Raw genomic sequence first — 18,249 nt, forward strand, 5'->3', positions numbered from 1 at the left:
CCCTCAGGGGCGGCATCGGTGTTTCCGGGGTAGGTCCCAGCCTTCTCATGCTCCTCTTATTCCGGCTTTATCCCTTCATCACGCGCCGTCCCTAGCTTGCGGCGCATGTTCTTCACCTACCTGAGGCGCGAGCTGCGCCGCCGCAGAAAGGCGGCCCTCGTCGTCGCCTCCGGACTCGCGCTGGGCATCGCGCTGGTCATCGTGGTCAACTCCGTGTCCTCCGGCATGAGCAAGGCCCAGGACAAGGTCCTGCAGTCCCTGTACGGCCTGGGCACGGACATGACCGTCACCAAGGCCGCCGCGCCGACCGCGAACAGCTCCGAGCGGCCGCGCTTCCAGTTCGACGCGCAGGACAGCGACTCCGACGAGGAGCAGAGCACCGACCGGGTCATGGTCCAGGGCTTCCAGACGCTCGCGAGCTCGACCGTCACCAAGGTCGGCGACCAAAGCGGTGTCTCGGACGCGGTCGGCGGGCTGAGCCTGCAGGTCATCAAGGTCAGCGGGCAGTTCACGCGGGGTCAGTTCCAGCAGGACCAGAGCAGCAGTAGTGGCCAGCAGGGTGGCGGGCCCGGCCAGGGCGGGGGCGGCAGCAGCCAGCCGCAGGGTGAAGTGCGCGGCGGCGGCGCCGACTTCGACGTCAACAACTACTCCGTCTACGGCACCGACGTCACCAAGCCGGCGCTCGGCCCGCTGACCTCGTCGAAGATCACCAGCGGCCGTACGTTCAAGACGTCGGAGACCGACGCCGAGGTGGTCGTCGCCGACACCTCCTACGCCAAGGAGAAGAAGCTCAAGGTCGGCTCCACGGTCACCGTCAAGGGAACCAAGTTCAAGGTGATCGGCATCGCCACGCCCGACAGCGGGGACGCGGCCGCCAACCTCTACATCCCGCTGAAGCAGGCGCAGACGCTCGCCGACGCGAAGGACAAGGTCACCACGATCTACGTCAAGGCGACCGACTCCCAGCGGATCGACTCCGTCAAGTCGACCATCCAGAAGAACATCTCCGGTACGACGGTGACGACCTCCGCGGACCTCGCGGACACGGTGTCGGGCTCCCTGTCGACGGCGTCCTCGCTGGCGACCAGCGTCGGCAAGTGGCTGTCCATCGCCGTGCTGGTCGCCGCGTTCCTGGTGGCCGGGCTGCTGACCTCCTCGGCGGTGTCGCGCCGGGTGCGGGAGTTCGGCACGCTGAAGGCGCTGGGCTGGAAGTCGGGCCGGGTGACCCGGCAGGTCGTCGGCGAGGCGATCGTCAACGGGTTGCTCGGCGGTGCGCTGGGTATCGCGATCGGGCTCGCCGGGGCGTACGTCGTGACGGCGATCAGTCCGACGCTGCAGGCGCAGTTGGGCGGCAGCGGCGGCGGCGGTGGTGGCGGTATGGGCGGCGGTCCGGGGGGCGGTGGCTTCGGGGGCGGTGGGCCCGGGCGGCAGACGGCCGGCGCGACGCTGGATGTGGCGCTGACTGCGCCGGTGAGTCTTACGACGGTTGCGCTCGCGGTTGGCCTTGCGGTGACGGGTGGGCTGATTGCCGGCGCCTTCGGTGGCTGGCGTGCGTCGCGACTGCGTCCGGCGGATGCGCTGAGGCGCGTCGAGTAGCCCAGGCGGCACGCATGCCCGCCGCTGCACAGGCGGGACTGCAACGCCCTCAGGGGCGCGGGGAACTGCGCGACCAGCCCCCACGACCCGCAGTCGCAAACGATCCGATCCACCCCCGAACCCCACCCAGGAGCAACCACCATGTACGAACTCAGAAACGTCACCAAGCGCTACACCCGAGGCAGGGAATCCGTAGACGCGCTCGACGGAGTCGATCTCACCATCGCCGACGGCGATCGCCTCGTCATCCAGGGCCCCACCGGCGGCGGCAAGTCCACCCTCCTCCAGATGCTCGGCGGTCTGGACCGGCCCACCTCCGGCGAAGTCGTCCTCGACGGCACCGACTTGGCCAGGCTCTCCGAGACCCGGCTGACAAGGGTCCGCAGCGAGAACATCGGCTTCGTGTTCCAGTCCTTCAACCTCATCCCCACCCTCACCGCACAGGAGAACGTCGAGACCGCCCTCGTCCCCCTCGGCGTGAAGACGAAGGACCGGCGCGAACGGGCCGCCGAGGCGCTGAAGTCGGTCGGGCTCGGCGAGCGACTCGGGCATCTGCCGAGCGAGATGTCCGGCGGCCAGCAGCAGCGCGTCGCCATCGCCCGCGCGCTGGTCAAGGAGCCGAAGGTGCTGCTGGCCGACGAACCCACCGGCAACCTCGACGAGTCGATGCGCGACGAGATCATGGACGTACTCGAACGCATGTGGAAGGAACTCGGGTTGACCTTCATCATGGTCACCCACGACTCGGCGATCGCGAAAAAGGCCCCGCGGGTGGCGACCATTCGCAAGGGGCGCATCACTGTCAAGGAGAACGCGGGGGCGTAACTCGACGAGTTCGTAACAGAGTTCAGGCCGGCGCGTAACAGTCGGCGGACGCGCTTCTTACCGTCTTCTCATCTATTGAGGTGTCTGATCGCCCCTCGGCATACTGCGTATTCCGGGGGGCTACGCGCATGCGTGCGGGACCACCCCCGGCCGGGTGAACGGGAATTCACCCGGACCTTCTGCAAGGGGGAAACTTGCGCAGAAAAGTCAGAAGAACATGCGCGGCCTCTGTCGCCACGGCGGCCGCCGTCGCCCTCGCCGCGGGAATGACCAGCCCGGCGTCGGCCGAACCGGAGCAGCGCGCGTCCGGCGCCAAGGACCGCGCCGCTGCCTCCCACACGTCCCCCCACCGCATCACCCTGATCACGGGTGACCGGGTCTCCGTCGACTTCAAGGGCCGCGTGGTCGGCCTGGAGCGGGCGAAGGGGCGCCAGCACATACCCGTACAGATACGCAAGGCCGACGGGCACACGCTCGTCACCCCGGCCGACGCGGCGCGGCTGGTCGCCACCGGCAAGCTCGACCAGCGGCTGTTCGACATCACCGAGTTGAGCAAGTCCGCGACCCGTACCTCCCAGGCCAAGGGCCTGAAGGTCATCGTCGGCTATCGGGGCGCCGCGGCCGGCGCCAAGGCGGACGTCCGGGACGCGGGCAAGCTGCGCCGGACCCTGAAGTCCCTCAACGCGGACGCGGTGCAGACCCCGCACCAGGACACGCCCGAGCTGTGGGACGCGCTCACCAACGGCGACAACACCGCCTCGGGCATCGCGCACATCTGGCTCGACGGCGTCCGCAAGGCCAGCCTCGACAAGTCGGTCGCGCAGATCGGCGCCCCCAAGGCGTGGTCGGCCGGCTACGACGGCAAGGGCGTCAAGATCGCCGTACTGGACACCGGCGTCGACGCGACCCACCCGGACCTCAAGGACCAGGTGATCGCGGCCAAGAACTTCACGCCGGCCGCCACCGCGGAGGACAAGGTCGGCCACGGCACCCACGTCGCGTCCATCGCGGCGGGCACCGGCGCGAAGTCCGGCGGCAAGTACAAGGGCGTGGCCCCCGGCGCCGACGTCCTCAACGGCAAGGTCCTCGACGACCAGGGCTTCGGCGACGACTCCGGCATCCTCGCCGGTATGGAGTGGGCCGCCGAGCAGGGCGCCCAGGTCGTCAACATGAGCCTGGGCGGCGGCGACACCCCGGAGATCGACCCGCTGGAGGCGGCGGTCAACAAGCTGTCCGCCGAGAAGGGCATCCTCTTCGCGATCGCGGCGGGCAACTCCGGTCCGGAGTCGGTCGGTTCGCCGGGCAGCGCGGACGCAGCCCTCACCGTCGGCGCCGTCGACGACAAGGACAAGCTCGCCGATTTCTCCAGCACCGGCCCGCGGCTCGGCGACGGCGCGATCAAGCCGGACGTCACCGCCCCGGGCGTGGACATCACGGCCGCGTCCGCCAAGGGCAGCCTCATCGAGCAGGAAGTCGGCGAGAAGCCGGCCGGCTACCTGACCATCTCGGGTACGTCGATGGCGACCCCGCATGTCGCGGGCGCGGCGGCGATCCTCAAGCAGCAGCACCCGGACTGGACGTACGCCGAGCTGAAGGGCGCGCTGACCGGTTCCACCAAGGGCGGCAAGTACACGCCGTTCCAGCAGGGCTCGGGCCGTATCCAGGTCGACCAGGCCATCAAGCAGACCGTGATCGCCGACCCGGTGTCGGTGAGCTTCGGGGTGCAGCAGTGGCCGCACACCGACGACAAGCCGGTCACCAAGGCGCTGACGTACCGCAACCTCGGTACGAAGGACGTCACGCTCACCCTCTCCGCGACCGCCACCGACCCCAAGGGGCAGGCGGCTCCCGCGGGCTTCTTCAAGCTCGGTGCGACCAAGGTGACGGTCCCGGCGGGCGGCAAGGCCTCCGTCGACCTGACCGTCAACACCAAGCTGGGCGGCACGGTCGACGGCGCCTACTCCGCGTATGTGACGGCGAAGGGCGACGGGCAGAGTGTCCGTACGGCCGCCGCGGTGCAGCGTGAGGTGGAGTCGTACGACGTCACCGTCAAGCACCTCGACAAGGACGGCAAGCCGGCCCCCGAGTACAACACCGTCCTGCTCGGCTACTCGGGTCTGGGGACGGACCGGGCCTACCAGGTGCCGGTCGTCGAGTCCGGCACGACCAAGATGCGGCTGCCCAAGGGCACGTATCTGCTGGACGCCTGGATCGCCAAGGACTGGGTGAACCTGGAAGGCGGCCTCGACTGGGTGGTCCAGCCGAAGCTGTCCGTCACCAAGAACACCTCCGTGACGATCGACGCCCGCACGACCAGGTCGGCCGACATCACCGTGCCGGACGCACAGGCCAAGCAGGTGCTCGCCATGGCGGGTTACTTCTACGACCCGGCGGGCATCGGCATCGGCGTCGGGCTCGAGTCCTTCGCCGACCTGCGCATGGCGCACCTGGGTCCGGAGATCGCGAGCGGCCTGAGCCAGACGTGGAACGGCCAGTGGACCAAGGGTGCCGACGCCGAGTACGACGTCGCCACCACCGCCAAGGTCAAGAAGATCCAGGGCAAGAAGGTCCGCCACTTCAAGGCGGGCGAGCTCGCCAAGGTGAAGAACAACCTCGGTGCCGCGGCCCCCGACAAGACCGGTGCGCTGCTGCCCGTGGGCTTCTTCCCCGGGGACATCGCGATCAGCACACCGATCGAGCAGAAGCTGCCGGGCTCGCGGACGCTGTACCTGTCGACGTCCGACAAGATCCAGTGGACGTTCGAATTCCAGCAGTACGCGGGCAAGGACGCGGACGGCTTCCCGATCGCCGACGCGTTCTACACGCTGGGCCTCCCGCAGCTCTTCAAGGCGGGCCAGAGCTACTCGAAGACCTTCAACACGGCGGTCTTCGGCCCGCACATCAACACGGAATACGGCCTGTACCGTTCCGGCAACGAGATCTACGGCTCCCTGCCGCTGTTCGCCGATGCCAACAAGCACGCCGGCTCGTCGGACTTCACCGGGGTCACCACGAGCCTGTACCGCAACGGCACCAAGATCGGCACCAATGACGACCCGCTGTTCGGCGGGAACCCGTTCAAGGTCCCGGCCGCGGAGGCCGAGTACAAGCTGACGACCTCGGTCAAGCGGAGCGCCAAGGTCGCCGCCGCCTCCACCCGGATCGACGCGAGCTGGACCTTCCGCTCCAAGAAGCCGACCGGCGACGAGGTCAAGCTCCCGGCCTCCACGGTCCGCTTCAACGCCAAGACCGGCCTGGACAGCCGGGTCGAGGCCGACAAGAAGGTGACGTTCCCGGTCACCGTCGTGGGCTCGGCCGCGGGCAGCAACCTCAAGTCGCTGCACGTGTACGTGTCGTACGACTACGGCCAGACCTGGAAGAAGCTCGAGGTCAAGGACGGCAAGATCACCGTGAAGAACCCGGCGAAGGGGAAGGCCATTTCCTTCCACGCCAAGGTCGCCGACAAGAAGGGCAACAAGTCGACGGTCTCGATCTACAACGCGTACTACGGCAAGTGATCCACCGGCACCCATGTGAGCCGTGAGCGAACCGCCCGCCGGAAGTGCAGCTTCCGGCGGGCGGTTCGTGTTTCGTTGAGGCCATGACGGCTCACACGGTGGAATACATCCGGTACCGCATTCCCGAGCAGAAATCGGCCGAGTTCCTGGCCGCCTACACCCGCGCCGCGGCCCAGCTGGCCGCGTCCGAGCACTGTGTCGACTACGAACTCGCCCGCTGCGAGGAGGACTTCGAGCACTACGTCCTGCGCATCACCTGGACCTCGACGCAGGACCACATCGAGGGCTTTCGCGAGTCGGAGCTGTTCCCCGACTTCCTCGCCGAGATCCGCCCGTACATCTCGCACATCGAGGAGATGCGCCACTACAAGCCGACGGCGGTGCGCGGCACGGGCGCCTCGGTGCCGACGCTGTACACCTGGGCGGGCGGCGCGGAGGCGTTCACCCGCCTGACGTCGGTCTTCTACGACAAGGTCCTCAAGGACGACCTCCTGGCCCCGCTGTTCGCGGACCTGGACCCGGCCCATGCGATGCACGTGGCGCTCTGGCTCGGCGAGGTCTTCGGCGGCCCACCCGCCTACTCCGAGACCCAGGGCGGCCACGGCCACATGGTCGCCAAGCACATGGGCCGGGGGATCACCGAGCCCCAGCGCCGCCGCTGGGTCAACCTCATCCAGGACGCGGCCGACGAGGCGGGCCTGCCGACGGACGCCGAGTTCCGCTCGGCGTTTCTGGCGTACGTGGAGTGGGGGACACGGCTGGCGGTGTACTTCTCGGGACCGGACGCGGTGCCGCCGGCGGAGCAGCCGGTGCCACGGTGGAACTGGGGGGCCGCGCCGCCGTACCGGGGATGACGCTCAGCCTCACCCGGAGACGGTGCGGCTCGGGACCTCGCCGGCCTTCCGTTCTCAGCTGTTGCCACAGGTCGGCTGCGAAGCCCCGTTCCGCTCCGCCATCATGCTGGCAGTGGACCGGCATGCCGGCAGGGGGAGAGCGTGCGACACAAACGCCGGGCGCGGCTGGGGGCGGCGGCAGCCGGGGCCTTGGCGATGGTCACGGTCCTGCTGGGGCCGGTGACCAACTACGCGAGCGAGTCCGTGCCCGGCTGGGTGCGCAATCCCTGGGTGGCCTGGACGATCTTCGGCTCGCTCGCGCTCTCGGCCGTCCTCCTGGGGCTGTTGAGCAGGTATCTCGACGGAGAGGCGGCGCCGTCCGGACCCCTGACCCACGTGGAGGCGGCGACCACCGCCGGGCTGAGCTCCCTGCGGGCGCCGCATGTCGTCCCGGACCGGGTGCGCGGACGCGAACCGGAGCTGGAGCACCTCGCACGGCTGTTACGGGCCCCGGCGGGCCGGTTCGCGGTGCTGAGTGGAGTGGGCGGCATCGGCAAGACCACGGTGGCGGCGACCCTGTGCGCCGAGGCGAGGAACGCCGGTTACACCGTCTTCTGGGTCCACTGGCGAAACCAGGCCGACCTGGCGAAGCACCTCACACAGGTCGCGCTCGCCTGCGGTCTGCCGGTGAGCGCGCTGGAACGGGCCAACGCCGGTCACGAGAACCTGCCGGACGTCGTGTGGCAGCAGCTCGTCGTGGCGCACAAGTGGCTGTTGGTCATCGACGACGCCGACGAGACGGGGATGATCGGCCCGGGGTCGGAGAAGATACGGGACTATCGCGGCTGGATCCGTCCGGAGGGCGGCACAGCGCGGCCACGACGCCGTTTTCGGCGCCCCCGCCCCGGCCTCCTGCTCGTCACGAGCCGGGACACCAGTACGGACACCTGGGGGCCGTGTGCCGAGGTCGTACGCCTCGGGCCGCTGACCGTGCACGCGGCCGCGCAGGTTCTGCTGGACACCGCACCCAGGGCGGGGACGCTGCGCGAGGCCGAGGCGCTGGCCGCCCGGCTCGGCGGTCTGCCGCTGGCCCTGCGCTCGACCAGCGACTACCTCGCCAAGCCCACCAGCCGCTTCCAGACGTTCATGGCCTACCGCAGCGCCCTGATGGAGGACATGCGGTCGCTGCTGGGATCGGCCGACCCCAACGCGGCCGACCCGGAGGTGGCACGCCAGACGGTCCGCCACACCTGGGAACTCTCACTCGACCAACTGGGCAGCGAGGGGTACGCCCTGGCCCGCCCGCTGCTGCGGCTGCTGGCCCTGTTCGGCGAGGCGCCCATCCCCCTGTCGCTCATCACGACGGACCTGCTGCAGACGGCCGTTCGGCAAACGGTGGACCAGGGCGCCCTGGACGCCGTACTCGCCGGCCTGAACCGGTACGGGCTCCTCGGCGTCCCGGACGCCCTGGCCACGCACAACGGCGCCCGGACGATCACCCTGGATCCCCTGGTCCGGCAGATCAACATCATCGCCCTGGCCGAGGAGTCGGCCGATCCCCTTCGCTGGCACTCAGCCGTCGCGCGGTCCCTGATGCAAGCCGTGGCCGACGTGCGGGCCACCGGCAGACCCGGGTGGGCGATGGCCCGTGTCCTCGCCCCGCACGCCCCGCTCCTGCTGGGTGGCCAGGACCCTCAACTGCCGATGCGCGACGCCCGCCGTACCGTGGAAGACCTCGGGGAAGTGCTGAAAGAGGCCGGTCTGAGTGCCGAGCGGCTCGCCCTGTGCCAGATCCAGCTCACCATCGACAACCGCCTGTTGGGCCCGGAGCATCCCGACACCCTCGGCAGCCGCGACCGCCTGGCCGGCGTACTGCTGGAACTCGCGGACTACCGCCAGGCCGTGGAACTCCACCGCGAATCCCTGCACATCCGCGAGCGCACCCTGGGTGCCGACCACCCCGACACCCGCACCAGCCGCGCAAACCTGGAGTCGGCCGTCGCGGCCTTTCGACAGCGTCAGCCTCCGCTGCCGTAAGGCCTGGTCAGGATCTCCAGGTTGTGGCCGTTCGGGTCTTCGAAGTAGGTGCCGCGGCCGCCGTCGTTGTGGTTGATCTCGCCGGGGCGGCGGTGGCCGGGGTCGGCCCAGTGCGTCAGTCCGGCCTCGCGGATCCGGCCGAAGATCGTGTCGAAGTCGTCCTCCGACACCAGGAACGCGTAGTGCTGCGGCGCGATGCTGCCGGGCGAGTCCAGGTAGTCCAGGGTCACACCGTTGGGGATCTCGACCGGGATGAACGGACCGTACTGCGGGCTGACCTCCAGGCCCAGGAGGTCGGCGAGGAACTGGGCCGACGCCTTCTTGTCGTGCGCGGCGACGATGGTGTGGTTGAGCTGGACGGACATCGGGTCTGCCTCCTCGTGCACACGGTTCGGACGGGCTCCTGCCTTCACGCTAGTCAGGTCGGCCGCACGGCACATCGGTCTTAGGGAGGGGTGGCTCTGCTTCTGCGGTGCTCCGCCTCCAGCCGCTTCGTGCCCCGTCGGCGTCGGGCACGGGGCCGCCGTCGCGACGTGCTCGCGCTTGCGACCGGTGCCGTGAGTTTGCCGGGTGCCATGCGGCCGCTCTGCTTCGGGGCGCTGACCCTGCTCCTCGACGCGTCGTACGGCGACACGCTGAGGGCCCCGGAGCAGTGCGGCTCCGGGGCCCTCGGTCAGGGTGATCCGTATCAGATCGTCGCCGTGTCGATCACGAAGCGGTACCGCACATCGCTGGCGAGCACCCGCTCGTACGCCTCGTTGACCTGGTCCGCGTCGATCAGCTCGATTTCTGCCCCGATGCCGTGCCCGGCGCAGAAGTCCAGCATCTCCTGGGTCTCGGCGATACCGCCGATCATCGAGCCGGCGAGGGTCTTGTTGCCGCCGATGAGCGAGAACAGGTTCAGGGCGATGGGCTCCTCCGGGGCGCCCACGTTCACCAGGGCGCCGCCCGTCCTGAGCAGGCTGAGGTAGGCGCCGAAGTCCAGCGGTGCCGACACCGTGGAGAGGATCAGGTCGAAGGAGCCGGCGAGCTCCTCGAAGGTCTTCGGGTCGCTGGTCGCGTAGTAGTGGTCGGCGCCCAGCTTCAGGCCGTCGTCCTTCTTGCGCAGCGACTGCGACAGGACCGTCACCTCCGCGCCGAGCGCGTGCGCGATCTTGACGCCCATGTGGCCGAGACCGCCGAGGCCGATCACGGCGACCTTCTTGCCCGGACCCGCGCCCCAGTGCTTGAGCGGGGAGTACGTGGTGATGCCGGCGCACAGGAGCGGTGCGGCGACGTCCAGGGACAGGCCGTCGGGGATGCGGAGGACGAAGTTCTCGTCGACGACGACTTTCTCGGAGTAGCCGCCGTAGGTGGGCTCACCGTCCTTGCCGACGGCGTTGTACGTGCCGACCGAGCCGCCGGTGCAGTGCTGCTCCAGGCCGGCCTTGCAGTTGTCGCACTCACGGCAGGAGTCGACCAGGCAGCCGACGCCCACGCGGTCACCGACCTTGTACTTCGTGACGCCCGGGCCGACCTCGGAGACGATGCCCGCGATCTCGTGGCCGGGGACCATCGGGAAGATCGCCTCGCCCCAGCCCTCCTGGGCCTGGTGGATGTCGGAGTGGCAGATGCCCGCGAACTTGATGTCGATCAGCACGTCGTGCTCGCGGACGGCACGGCGCTCGATGGTGGTGCGCTCCAGCGGAGCCTTGGCGGCGGGTGCGGCGTATGCGGCAACGGTGGTCATGCCGGGGTTCTCCTAGAGGGGTTGCGCGCCCGGCTGCCTTCTGACTTGCTGCTTCGGTCCGGGCACGGGATCCAGCCTGCTGGAACGCGGCGGAGTCACCCAGACCTCGGTTGTTCGTACGTTCACCGGTCCTACCACTGACGGGGTCAGGCTCGTGTGCGTACGACCGGGAATACTTGAGGCATGGACGATAAGCCCGAATCCACGACGGGGCCCGCCTCCGGCCCGGGCGTCGACCCCGGTGCCGGCCTGGACCGGCGCGCCGAGCTCAGCGAGTTTCTGCGCACCCGGCGTGCCCGGCTGAAGCCGGAGGACATCGGGCTGCCCGACTTCGGGCGGCACCGCCGGGTGCCGGGGCTGCGCCGCGAGGAGCTGGCGCAGGTGGCCGGGGTGTCCGTGGCGTACTACACACGCCTGGAGCAGGGCAACGGGCGCAACGTCTCGGCGGAGGTCCTGGACGCGATCGCGCGGGCACTGCGGCTGAGCGACGCCGAGCACGCGCACCTCACCCACCTCGCGAAGCCCAAGCAGCACAAGAAGAAGCAGGTCGCGCGGACGGAGCAGGTGCGGCCTGCGCTGCGGCAGCTGCTGGACTCGATCGACGGCGTGCCCGCGTACATCTCGGGTCGGCGCTCGGACATCCTCGCCTGGAACCGGATGGCGGCGGCGGTCTTCGGCGACTGGTCGGAGCTGCCGCCGCAGGAGCGGAACTGGGCGCGGCTGGTGTTCCTGCGGCCCGAGTACCGCGACCTGTTCGTGGAGTGGGACCAGAAGGCGTACGACATGGTCAGCTACCTCCGCATGGACGCGGGCTGCCACTCGGACGATCCGCTCCTGTCCGCCCTGGTCGGCGAACTCTCCGTCAAGAGCGAGGAGTTCCGCCGGCTGTGGGCCACCCATGACGTCAAGGAGAAGAGCTACGGCGTCAAGCACCTGCGGCATCCGCTGGTGGGCGGGCTGACCTTGAACTTCGAGTCGTTCCGCCTGCCTGACGGCTCGGAACAGAGCCTGATCACGTACCACGCGGAGCCGGGGTCGCCGTCGGCGGAGGCGCTGCGGTTGCTGGCGAGCTGGGGCACCGACGCGACGAAGGCGGGGGTTGCCGGCACGACGGGTACGGGTACGACGGGTACGGGGACGTCGGCTCCGTAGGTGTGGGGGCGCCCCCGTCCCTGGCTCCCGTCAGGTGCCGAACCTCCACACGGCGCGAGCGCCTGGCCCGACGGTGAGGGTCGACCGGCCGATGCGTTCCTCGTGCCGGTACGGCACCGCCTGGTTCAGCGAGAACTCGACCTGACGCAGGCCCGCTCGGTCGCGTGCGACCGCGTCGAAGCGGATCGTCGTCCCGCCGCCCCGCGCCACGACCCCACCGCCCGCCACGTCCCGGACGCCGAACCCGCCGGCCCGCAGCAACGGCACCGTGGCGGCCAGGTCGCGTTCGGTCACCGCGAGGTGCACGGAGGTCACGTCACGCATCAGGTGCTCGCGGTAGCCGTCCGACAGGTACCGCTCCCGGCCCACGTCCCCGGGAAAACCCGCCGGCTCGGTGTTGCTCCGCGGATCGGCGAAGTACTCCGGGAGGTACTCCATCCCCCAGGCACCGAAGGCGTCGTACTGATCGGTGGTGAAAACGGCGTCGAACCACGGCACCGGCACCCCGTCACCGAAGTCACGAGTCTGACGGAACTCGATCGGCTCGGCGATCCCCTGCTCCCGCAGCCGCGCGATCACCGCGCTCAGATCACCGGCCCGCTCGGTCGAGACGCCCATCCCGGCTGCGCCGAGTGTGCCGTCCTGGCCGGGCAGATCGCCCACCCCGAACAGTTCGAGATACGTCTCCCGGCCCATCAGATACCGGCCGGTCCAGGTCTGTCCGCCGGACCCGGTCGTGGTGCGGACATGGAAGTTCGCGAACTCCCGGAGATACGTGGAGTGTTCGATGGCGTCGGCGGTCTCCCGGTCGAGCACTCCGTAGGCGTGGTTGTAGAACAGCAGCTGCCGATCGGACTGCGCCGGGCCCTCCGCGGCCAGCGCCGTCCCCGTACCGGCCCCGAACGCGCCGGTCAGGGCTACGACGAGGGCCAAGAGCACCTGTAACGCTCTGCGAAGCGGCATGGGGAGGAGCCTAGGCCTGCGCGGCGCCTAATTCGCAGATGTTTTCGAAAGAGGTGGGAGGTGCTTCCGGTCGGGCGCGGCTCAGCGGCCGCGGCCCTCGACCGCCGAAGCGACGTCGTCCAGGTCCTTCGCGACCGCCTTGCTCACCGCCCGTGCGCCCACGCCGCCCAGGAGCTTGGCGAGCAGACGCGTGACACCGCCGGAGGGCGCGGCCGTGAACGTCATACGGACCGTCGTCGCCGACGGGCCGTCCGGCCGCAGCACCCACTCCGAGATGTAGTGGGTGCCGTGCGACTCGGCCTCCACCACATAGCGTTCGGGCGCTTCGCAGGCGGTCACCCACATCTCCTCGGTGGCTTCCTTGCCGAACATCCGACGGGTCTCCCGCCACCGCGTACCGACGCCGAAGACCCCCTCCGTGAGGACATCGACGCGCGTGACACCGCTGAGCACCTGCTCCATGCCCCGCAGGTCGGTCAGGGCCTCCCACAACGGCCCCTGACCTGCGGCGATGCGCCGTTCGACGACGACGCTTCTGCTGCTCGTGCCACCCGTGTCGCCCGTGTCACCCGTACCACCCATGACCCCATGAAAGCAGCAGGGTCCGACAGCCGCGCGACGTGATTCACACCAGTTCGGGCTGCGGTTCCGGTTGCCGCGCTGCCACCGCCTTCGGTTCCCACGCTCTGGTGGTCCGCATGTAGCCCTGGATCACCGAGATCATCGCCAGAATGAGAAGTGGTCCGGACACCCACGGATGTGTGGCCATTTCCATCGGCAGATAGCGATACGACAGCAAGAGCGCGGCGAAGACGGTCACGCCGTAGGCGACCAGCTGGATTCCTGACCGATCCCAGCCGCGTTGGTGCGAGCGCAGGGCTGCCTCGATCGTGAGCACGAACACCACGCCGGCAATGAGATCCACGCCGTAGTGGTAGCCGAATCCCAGCGTGGCGCCGAGCGTGGAAATCAGCCAGAACGTGCCTGCGAAACGCAGAATGCGCGGGCCTTTGCGGGAATGAATGAAGATCGCGGTGGCCCATGCGGTGTGCAGGCTGGGCATGCAATTGCGGGGGGTGATCTGGTCGTACACCATCGCGTGCGGGGTATTGAGCGGTGGCGGCACGTCCGGCCACAGGTTGGCCAACGCCCAGTGCCCACCGCCGGTGCCGAAGGCGCCCGTGCCGTAAGCGAAGATCGGTCCCACCACCGGGAAGATCATGTAGATGCCCGGCCCGAGGAGGCCGATCAGCAAAAAGGTGCGCACCAGATGATGGCTCGGGAAGCGGCGCTCGGCAGCCACGTTCCGCAGCTGGTACAGCGCGATGACGACCGCGGCCACCGCGAGCTGAACGTAGACGAAGTCGAGAACATGGGGGCCGATCGGACCGGTGGCCCTGACGATCCGGCCCACCAGCCACGACGGGTTGCCCAGCGCGTGATCGGCGGTCGCCAGATACTGGTCGAGCACCGTCGGTCGGGTCTTCGCCGTGATGAGCAGCCAGGCGTCGCCCGTCTTACGGCCGGCCACCAGCAGCAGGCTCAGTCCGACGCCCTTCAGCAGCAGGATGCGTTCCCGGCCGGTGCGGCGCGTGACGGCGATGACCGCACAGCCCAGGATCACCCACAACGCGCCGTTGCCGAAGGGGTGGCCGTCGGTCGTCCTGATGTCGAACACCCACCGCACCAGCACGAAGACGACATCGATACCGATCGCGGCACCGATCGCCATGAACCGCTGCCGCCAGGTGAGCACCACCATCATCAACGCCATGCTGGCGTACAGCAGAAATCCCGATTTGGGGGCGAATATCACCTCTCGGGCCTGACTGGTGATCGGCCCCGGTATGCCGTAATGGCGCGCGGCGATCTCCAGCGCGATGAGGAATCCCAGGGTCGCCACGCCGGCCGTGGCCCACAGGGCATGTCTGTGTCGTATTCGGGAAAATGCCCGCGATGATATAGGTATCAATTGTTTGGTCGATTTGTTATGTATTGCCCGAATAGGTAACTTGTCGTGGTGAATTGCATGCTTTTTCGGTCAAGGGAGGGCGATGAGGGTGATCGTGGTGGGTTCGGTCATGCTATCGGTTTACTGTCAATAGTTCGGCGCCCCGTTATGGCCATAAAGAAACGGGGCCGCCTTTCCCTCGCGTTCGAGAGGAAGGCGGCCCCGTACGGTCAGCCGCTGTGAAGAGCCGGTCGGATCAGCCGTCGGCCTTCGCCACGCCGATCGGGCAGGACACCCCGGTCCCGCCGATTCCGCAGTACCCGGCCGGGTTCTTGTCGAGGTACTGCTGGTGGTACCCCTCCGCCGGATAGAACGCCCGGCCGTCCACCGGAAGGACCTCGGTCGTGATCGTGCCGTAGCCCGAGCCCGTCAGGACCTTCTGGTACGACGCGCGGGAGGCCTCGGCCGTCTTGGCCTGTTCCGGGCTGTGGGTGTAGATCGCCGAACGGTACTGGGTGCCGACGTCGTTGCCCTGGCGGAAGCCCTGTGTGGGGTCGTGGGCCTCCCAGAAGGTCTTCAGGAGGCGCTCGTACGAGATCACGCTCGGGTCGAAGACCACGCGGACGACCTCGGTGTGGCCGGTCAGGCCCGAGCAGACCTCCTCGTAGGTGGGGTTCTCGGTGTGGCCGCCCTGGTAGCCGACCAGGGTCGTCCACACGCCCGCCGGAAGCTGCCAGAACTTACGCTCGGCGCCCCAGAAGCAGCCCAGACCGAAGTCGGCGATCTCAAGACCCTCGGGGTAGGGGCCGAGGAGCGGGTTGCCGAGGACCGTGTGGCGGTCGGGGACCGTGAAGGCCGGCTCGGGGCGGCCCTGCAGCGCCTGCTCGGGAGTGGGCAGGACGGGCGTACGGCCGAAGAGCATGAGGGTTCCTTCCTCGCGGGACTCACGGGACTCGCGGGTCACGGGCTCCCCGGACCTCGCGGGCCGGGGCCACGGCTGCGGTACGTCGGCAGGGGCAACTCCCCACCGGGCGGTACCCCCTTCAACGTACGGCCGCGTCCTCAGATTCCGCCCCGCGCCCTCGCCCGGTCGACGGCGGCAGTGAGGTCGCTCAGTGCGGCAGCGTCGCCGGGCTGCCGCCGTTCGCCTCGTAGCCCGCCACTGCCAGCGCGCGGTAGACCGCGAACTCCGCTGCCGGGTCGGGGGAGAGGGTCCAGGGGAGCGCGCCTACGTGGCCGTCGACCGCTATCAGCTGGTTCATGGCCTCCGCCCAGCGTTCGCCGCGGACCAGGAAGAAGACCAGCAGATGGCGTACGTGCGCCAGCATCGGGTCGTCGGGGCGGGCCGCGTGCACCGCGTACAGCGCGCCGTGGATCGCCTTCGTCACGACCTCGCTCTGGTAGAAGCCACTGACCAGGTTCACCTCGGGCAGATGCTCGAAGACGGCGAAAAGCGGCATCGCGGCGAGGAGGGAGCCCTGGGGTGCGCGGGCCGCGGCCGCTTCCGCGAAGTCGTATGCGAGCTTGCGCGAGCCGTGCCACTTCTCGCACCAGTAGTGCAGGGCCGCCAGGTGTGCGCCCATGTGGGCCGGGGCGCGGTCCAGGATCTTCAGCCAGAGCTGCTCGAACTCCGGCTGGGAGTAGGCGAGTCCGCGCGCGACCGACAGCTCGATGATGTACGGGATCGGGTCACCGGGGGCGAGCAGCGCCGCGTCGCCGCACGCCGACTTCGCCTCCTCCATGATGATCCGGAACTCGTCCGTGCCCGGCGTCGCCGTGCGCCACGCCTGCTGCACCAGGAACTCCGCGTGTACGGCCGCCCCGCCCGCGTCCTTGGGCTGCTCGGCCCGCCACACGCGCAGCCACTGCCCGCCCGGCGACTCGCTGACCCCGCCCGGCCGCTGCTGCAGCTCCAGCGACGCGGCGCCGGCGAAGGCCTGCACCCGCTGCCAGCGCACCTCGCCCTCCGCCTCCGTGCCGGCCAGCAGCTGCGAGGCCGCGCGGTAGTCCTGGGTGCGCTGCACCAGGTCCAGGACGTCCAGCAGGTCCTGGTCGGGGCCGGGCATGCGGATGTCCAGCTCCTCCTGCAGTACGAAGCCGTAGTTCGCCGGGTCCGCGGCGTCCGGGTGGCCCGGCGGGACCTGCTCGATCATGCCCCGCCGACGCCTCATGAACGGCACCACCACAAAGCCGATCATGACGAGCGCGATCAGGACCCAGAGAATCTCCATGCCTCCAGCGTTCCAGACGCCGCCGACAATTGGCCAACGAGGTCGGGAGCCTGTGGAAAAAGGGTTCTGTGCGGCTGGGTGGGGGTGCGCGTAGCGCCAACGGCCGGTGGGTGGGTCGGGGCCGCGCTGCGAGAGTGCGGCCGTGGGACCACCTCGTGTCCTGCCCTCGAGGGTGGGATTGCGCCGGGAAACCCCGCCGTCCGGCATCAGGTCCGTTCGCGCATTACGCTCGTTGCCCATGAGCGACAGGCACATCAGTCAGCACTTCGAGACCCTGGCGATCCACGCGGGCAACACCGCCGATCCCCTGACCGGCGCAGTCGTCCCGCCGATCTACCAGGTCTCGACCTACAAGCAGGACGGCGTGGGCGGCCTGCGCGGCGGCTACGAGTACAGCCGTAGCGCCAACCCGACCAGGACCGCCCTGGAGGAGAACCTCGCCGCCCTGGAGGGCGGGCGTCGGGGTCTCGCGTTCGCGTCCGGACTGGCGGCCGAGGACTGCCTGTTGCGTACGCTGCTCAGCCCCGGCGACCACGTGGTCATCCCCAACGACGCGTACGGCGGCACGTTCCGCCTCTTCGCGAAGGTCGTCGCCCGGTGGGGCGTGGAGTGGTCGGTTGCCGACACCAGCGATCCGTCCGCCGTACGGGCCGCCATCACCCCGAAGACCAAGGTCGTCTGGGTGGAGACCCCGTCCAACCCGCTGCTCGGCATCACCGACATCGCCGCCGTAGCCCAGATCGCCCGGGACGCGGGCGCGAAGCTCGTCGTCGACAACACCTTCGCCACGCCGTACCTCCAGCAGCCGCTGGCCCTCGGCGCCGATGTCGTGGTGCACTCCCTGACCAAGTACATGGGTGGCCACTCGGACGTCGTCGGCGGCGCCCTGATCGTCAGCGACTCGGACCTGGGCGACGAACTGGCCTTCCACCAGAACGCGATGGGCGCGGTCGCCGGGCCCTTCGACTCCTGGCTGGTACTGCGCGGCACCAAGACGCTGTCGGTGCGCATGGACCGGCACAGCGAGAACGCCACGCGGATCGCCGACATGCTCACCCGGCACGCGCGCGTGACGCGCGTTCTGTACCCGGGCCTGCCCGACCACCCCGGTCACGAGGTCGCCGCGAAGCAGATGCGGGCGTTCGGCGGCATGGTCTCCTTCCAGGTCGCCGGTGGCGAGGAGGCGGCCGTCGAGGTCTGCAACCGCGCCAAGGTGTTCACGCTCGGCGAGTCCCTGGGCGGCGTCGAGTCCCTCATCGAGCACCCCGGCCGCATGACCCACGCCTCCGCGGCCGGCTCGGCCCTGGAGGTCCCCGCCGACCTCGTCCGCCTCTCCGTGGGCATCGAGAACGTCGACGACCTCCTGGAGGACCTCCAGCAGGCGCTCGGCTAGTCCAGGGCCCCGCAGGAAGGG

14 protein-coding genes are annotated in these 18,249 nt (G+C 69.4%); 7 read left to right on the top strand and 7 right to left on the bottom strand.

Annotated features, from left to right (window positions below; translation table 11 throughout):
* Nucleotides 1–105 precede the first annotated feature (105 nt).
* From EHO50_RS24870 to EHO50_RS24890, 5 genes are all read left to right on the top strand, one after another.
* Nucleotides 106–1,596, top strand: a complete 1,491-nt coding sequence (locus EHO50_RS24870; protein ID WP_128433368.1) for an ABC transporter permease — start codon at nucleotides 106–108, stop codon at nucleotides 1,594–1,596.
* 141 nt (nucleotides 1,597–1,737) lie between these two features.
* Nucleotides 1,738–2,421 (top strand): ABC transporter ATP-binding protein, encoded by a 684-nt coding sequence (locus EHO50_RS24875; RefSeq protein WP_128433369.1) that lies wholly within the window; start codon nucleotides 1,738–1,740, stop codon nucleotides 2,419–2,421.
* A 194-nt stretch (nucleotides 2,422–2,615) separates the two neighbouring features.
* Nucleotides 2,616–5,939, top strand: coding sequence for a S8 family peptidase (locus EHO50_RS24880; RefSeq protein WP_246101390.1), 3,324 nt, complete (start codon nucleotides 2,616–2,618; stop codon nucleotides 5,937–5,939).
* 83 nt (nucleotides 5,940–6,022) lie between these two features.
* On the top strand, nucleotides 6,023–6,793 hold the full coding sequence (locus EHO50_RS24885) for a group II truncated hemoglobin (RefSeq protein ID WP_128433370.1): 771 nt from the start codon (nucleotides 6,023–6,025) through the stop codon (nucleotides 6,791–6,793).
* A 141-nt stretch (nucleotides 6,794–6,934) separates the two neighbouring features.
* Nucleotides 6,935–8,809: a tetratricopeptide repeat protein gene (locus tag EHO50_RS24890; RefSeq protein ID WP_128433371.1), complete on the top strand. Its 1,875-nt coding sequence runs from the start codon at nucleotides 6,935–6,937 to the stop codon at nucleotides 8,807–8,809.
* Here EHO50_RS24890 and EHO50_RS24895 read toward each other — a convergent pair.
* Together EHO50_RS24895 and EHO50_RS24900 are read right to left on the bottom strand one after the other, a co-directional pair.
* On the bottom strand, nucleotides 8,791–9,174 hold the full coding sequence (locus EHO50_RS24895) for a VOC family protein (RefSeq protein ID WP_128433372.1): 384 nt from the start codon (nucleotides 9,172–9,174) through the stop codon (nucleotides 8,791–8,793). The genes EHO50_RS24890 and EHO50_RS24895 overlap by 19 nt on opposite strands.
* A 323-nt stretch (nucleotides 9,175–9,497) precedes the next feature.
* Entirely contained in the window at nucleotides 9,498–10,538 is a 1,041-nt protein-coding gene (locus tag EHO50_RS24900) for an NAD(P)-dependent alcohol dehydrogenase (protein WP_128433373.1), read from the bottom strand.
* Between the two features lie 183 nt (nucleotides 10,539–10,721).
* Here EHO50_RS24900 and EHO50_RS24905 point away from each other — a divergent pair, with 183 nt between their 5' ends.
* Nucleotides 10,722–11,690, top strand: coding sequence for a helix-turn-helix transcriptional regulator (locus tag EHO50_RS24905; RefSeq protein WP_128433374.1), 969 nt, complete (start codon nucleotides 10,722–10,724; stop codon nucleotides 11,688–11,690).
* A gap of 30 nt (nucleotides 11,691–11,720) precedes the next feature.
* On the opposite strand, the gene EHO50_RS24910 is transcribed toward EHO50_RS24905, so the two are convergent.
* From EHO50_RS24910 to EHO50_RS24930, 5 genes are all read right to left on the bottom strand, one after another.
* Nucleotides 11,721–12,653, bottom strand: coding sequence for a DUF5829 family protein (locus EHO50_RS24910; protein ID WP_425472253.1), 933 nt, complete (start codon nucleotides 12,651–12,653; stop codon nucleotides 11,721–11,723).
* Between the two features lie 81 nt (nucleotides 12,654–12,734).
* Complete coding sequence (locus EHO50_RS24915) at nucleotides 12,735–13,235, bottom strand: SRPBCC family protein (RefSeq protein ID WP_128433375.1); 501 nt, start codon at nucleotides 13,233–13,235, stop codon at nucleotides 12,735–12,737.
* Between the two features lie 43 nt (nucleotides 13,236–13,278).
* The gene (locus EHO50_RS24920) at nucleotides 13,279–14,556 is read right to left on the bottom strand and encodes a phosphatase PAP2 family protein (RefSeq protein ID WP_128433376.1); all 1,278 of its coding nucleotides are present in this window, start codon (nucleotides 14,554–14,556) and stop codon (nucleotides 13,279–13,281) included.
* 304 nt (nucleotides 14,557–14,860) lie between these two features.
* Entirely contained in the window at nucleotides 14,861–15,526 is a 666-nt protein-coding gene (gene msrA, locus EHO50_RS24925; protein WP_128433523.1) for a peptide-methionine (S)-S-oxide reductase MsrA, read from the bottom strand.
* A gap of 190 nt (nucleotides 15,527–15,716) precedes the next feature.
* Complete coding sequence (locus EHO50_RS24930; RefSeq protein ID WP_128433377.1) at nucleotides 15,717–16,835, bottom strand: hypothetical protein; 1,119 nt, start codon at nucleotides 16,833–16,835, stop codon at nucleotides 15,717–15,719.
* A gap of 238 nt (nucleotides 16,836–17,073) precedes the next feature.
* On the opposite strand from EHO50_RS24930, the gene EHO50_RS24935 reads away from it, so the two are divergent.
* Entirely contained in the window at nucleotides 17,074–18,228 is a 1,155-nt protein-coding gene (locus tag EHO50_RS24935; RefSeq protein ID WP_128433378.1) for a cystathionine gamma-synthase, read from the top strand.
* Nucleotides 18,229–18,249 lie beyond the last annotated feature (21 nt).

This window comes from Streptomyces cyaneus, assembly GCF_004028635.1.
Lineage (GTDB): Bacteria > Actinomycetota > Actinomycetes > Streptomycetales > Streptomycetaceae > Streptomyces > Streptomyces cyaneus.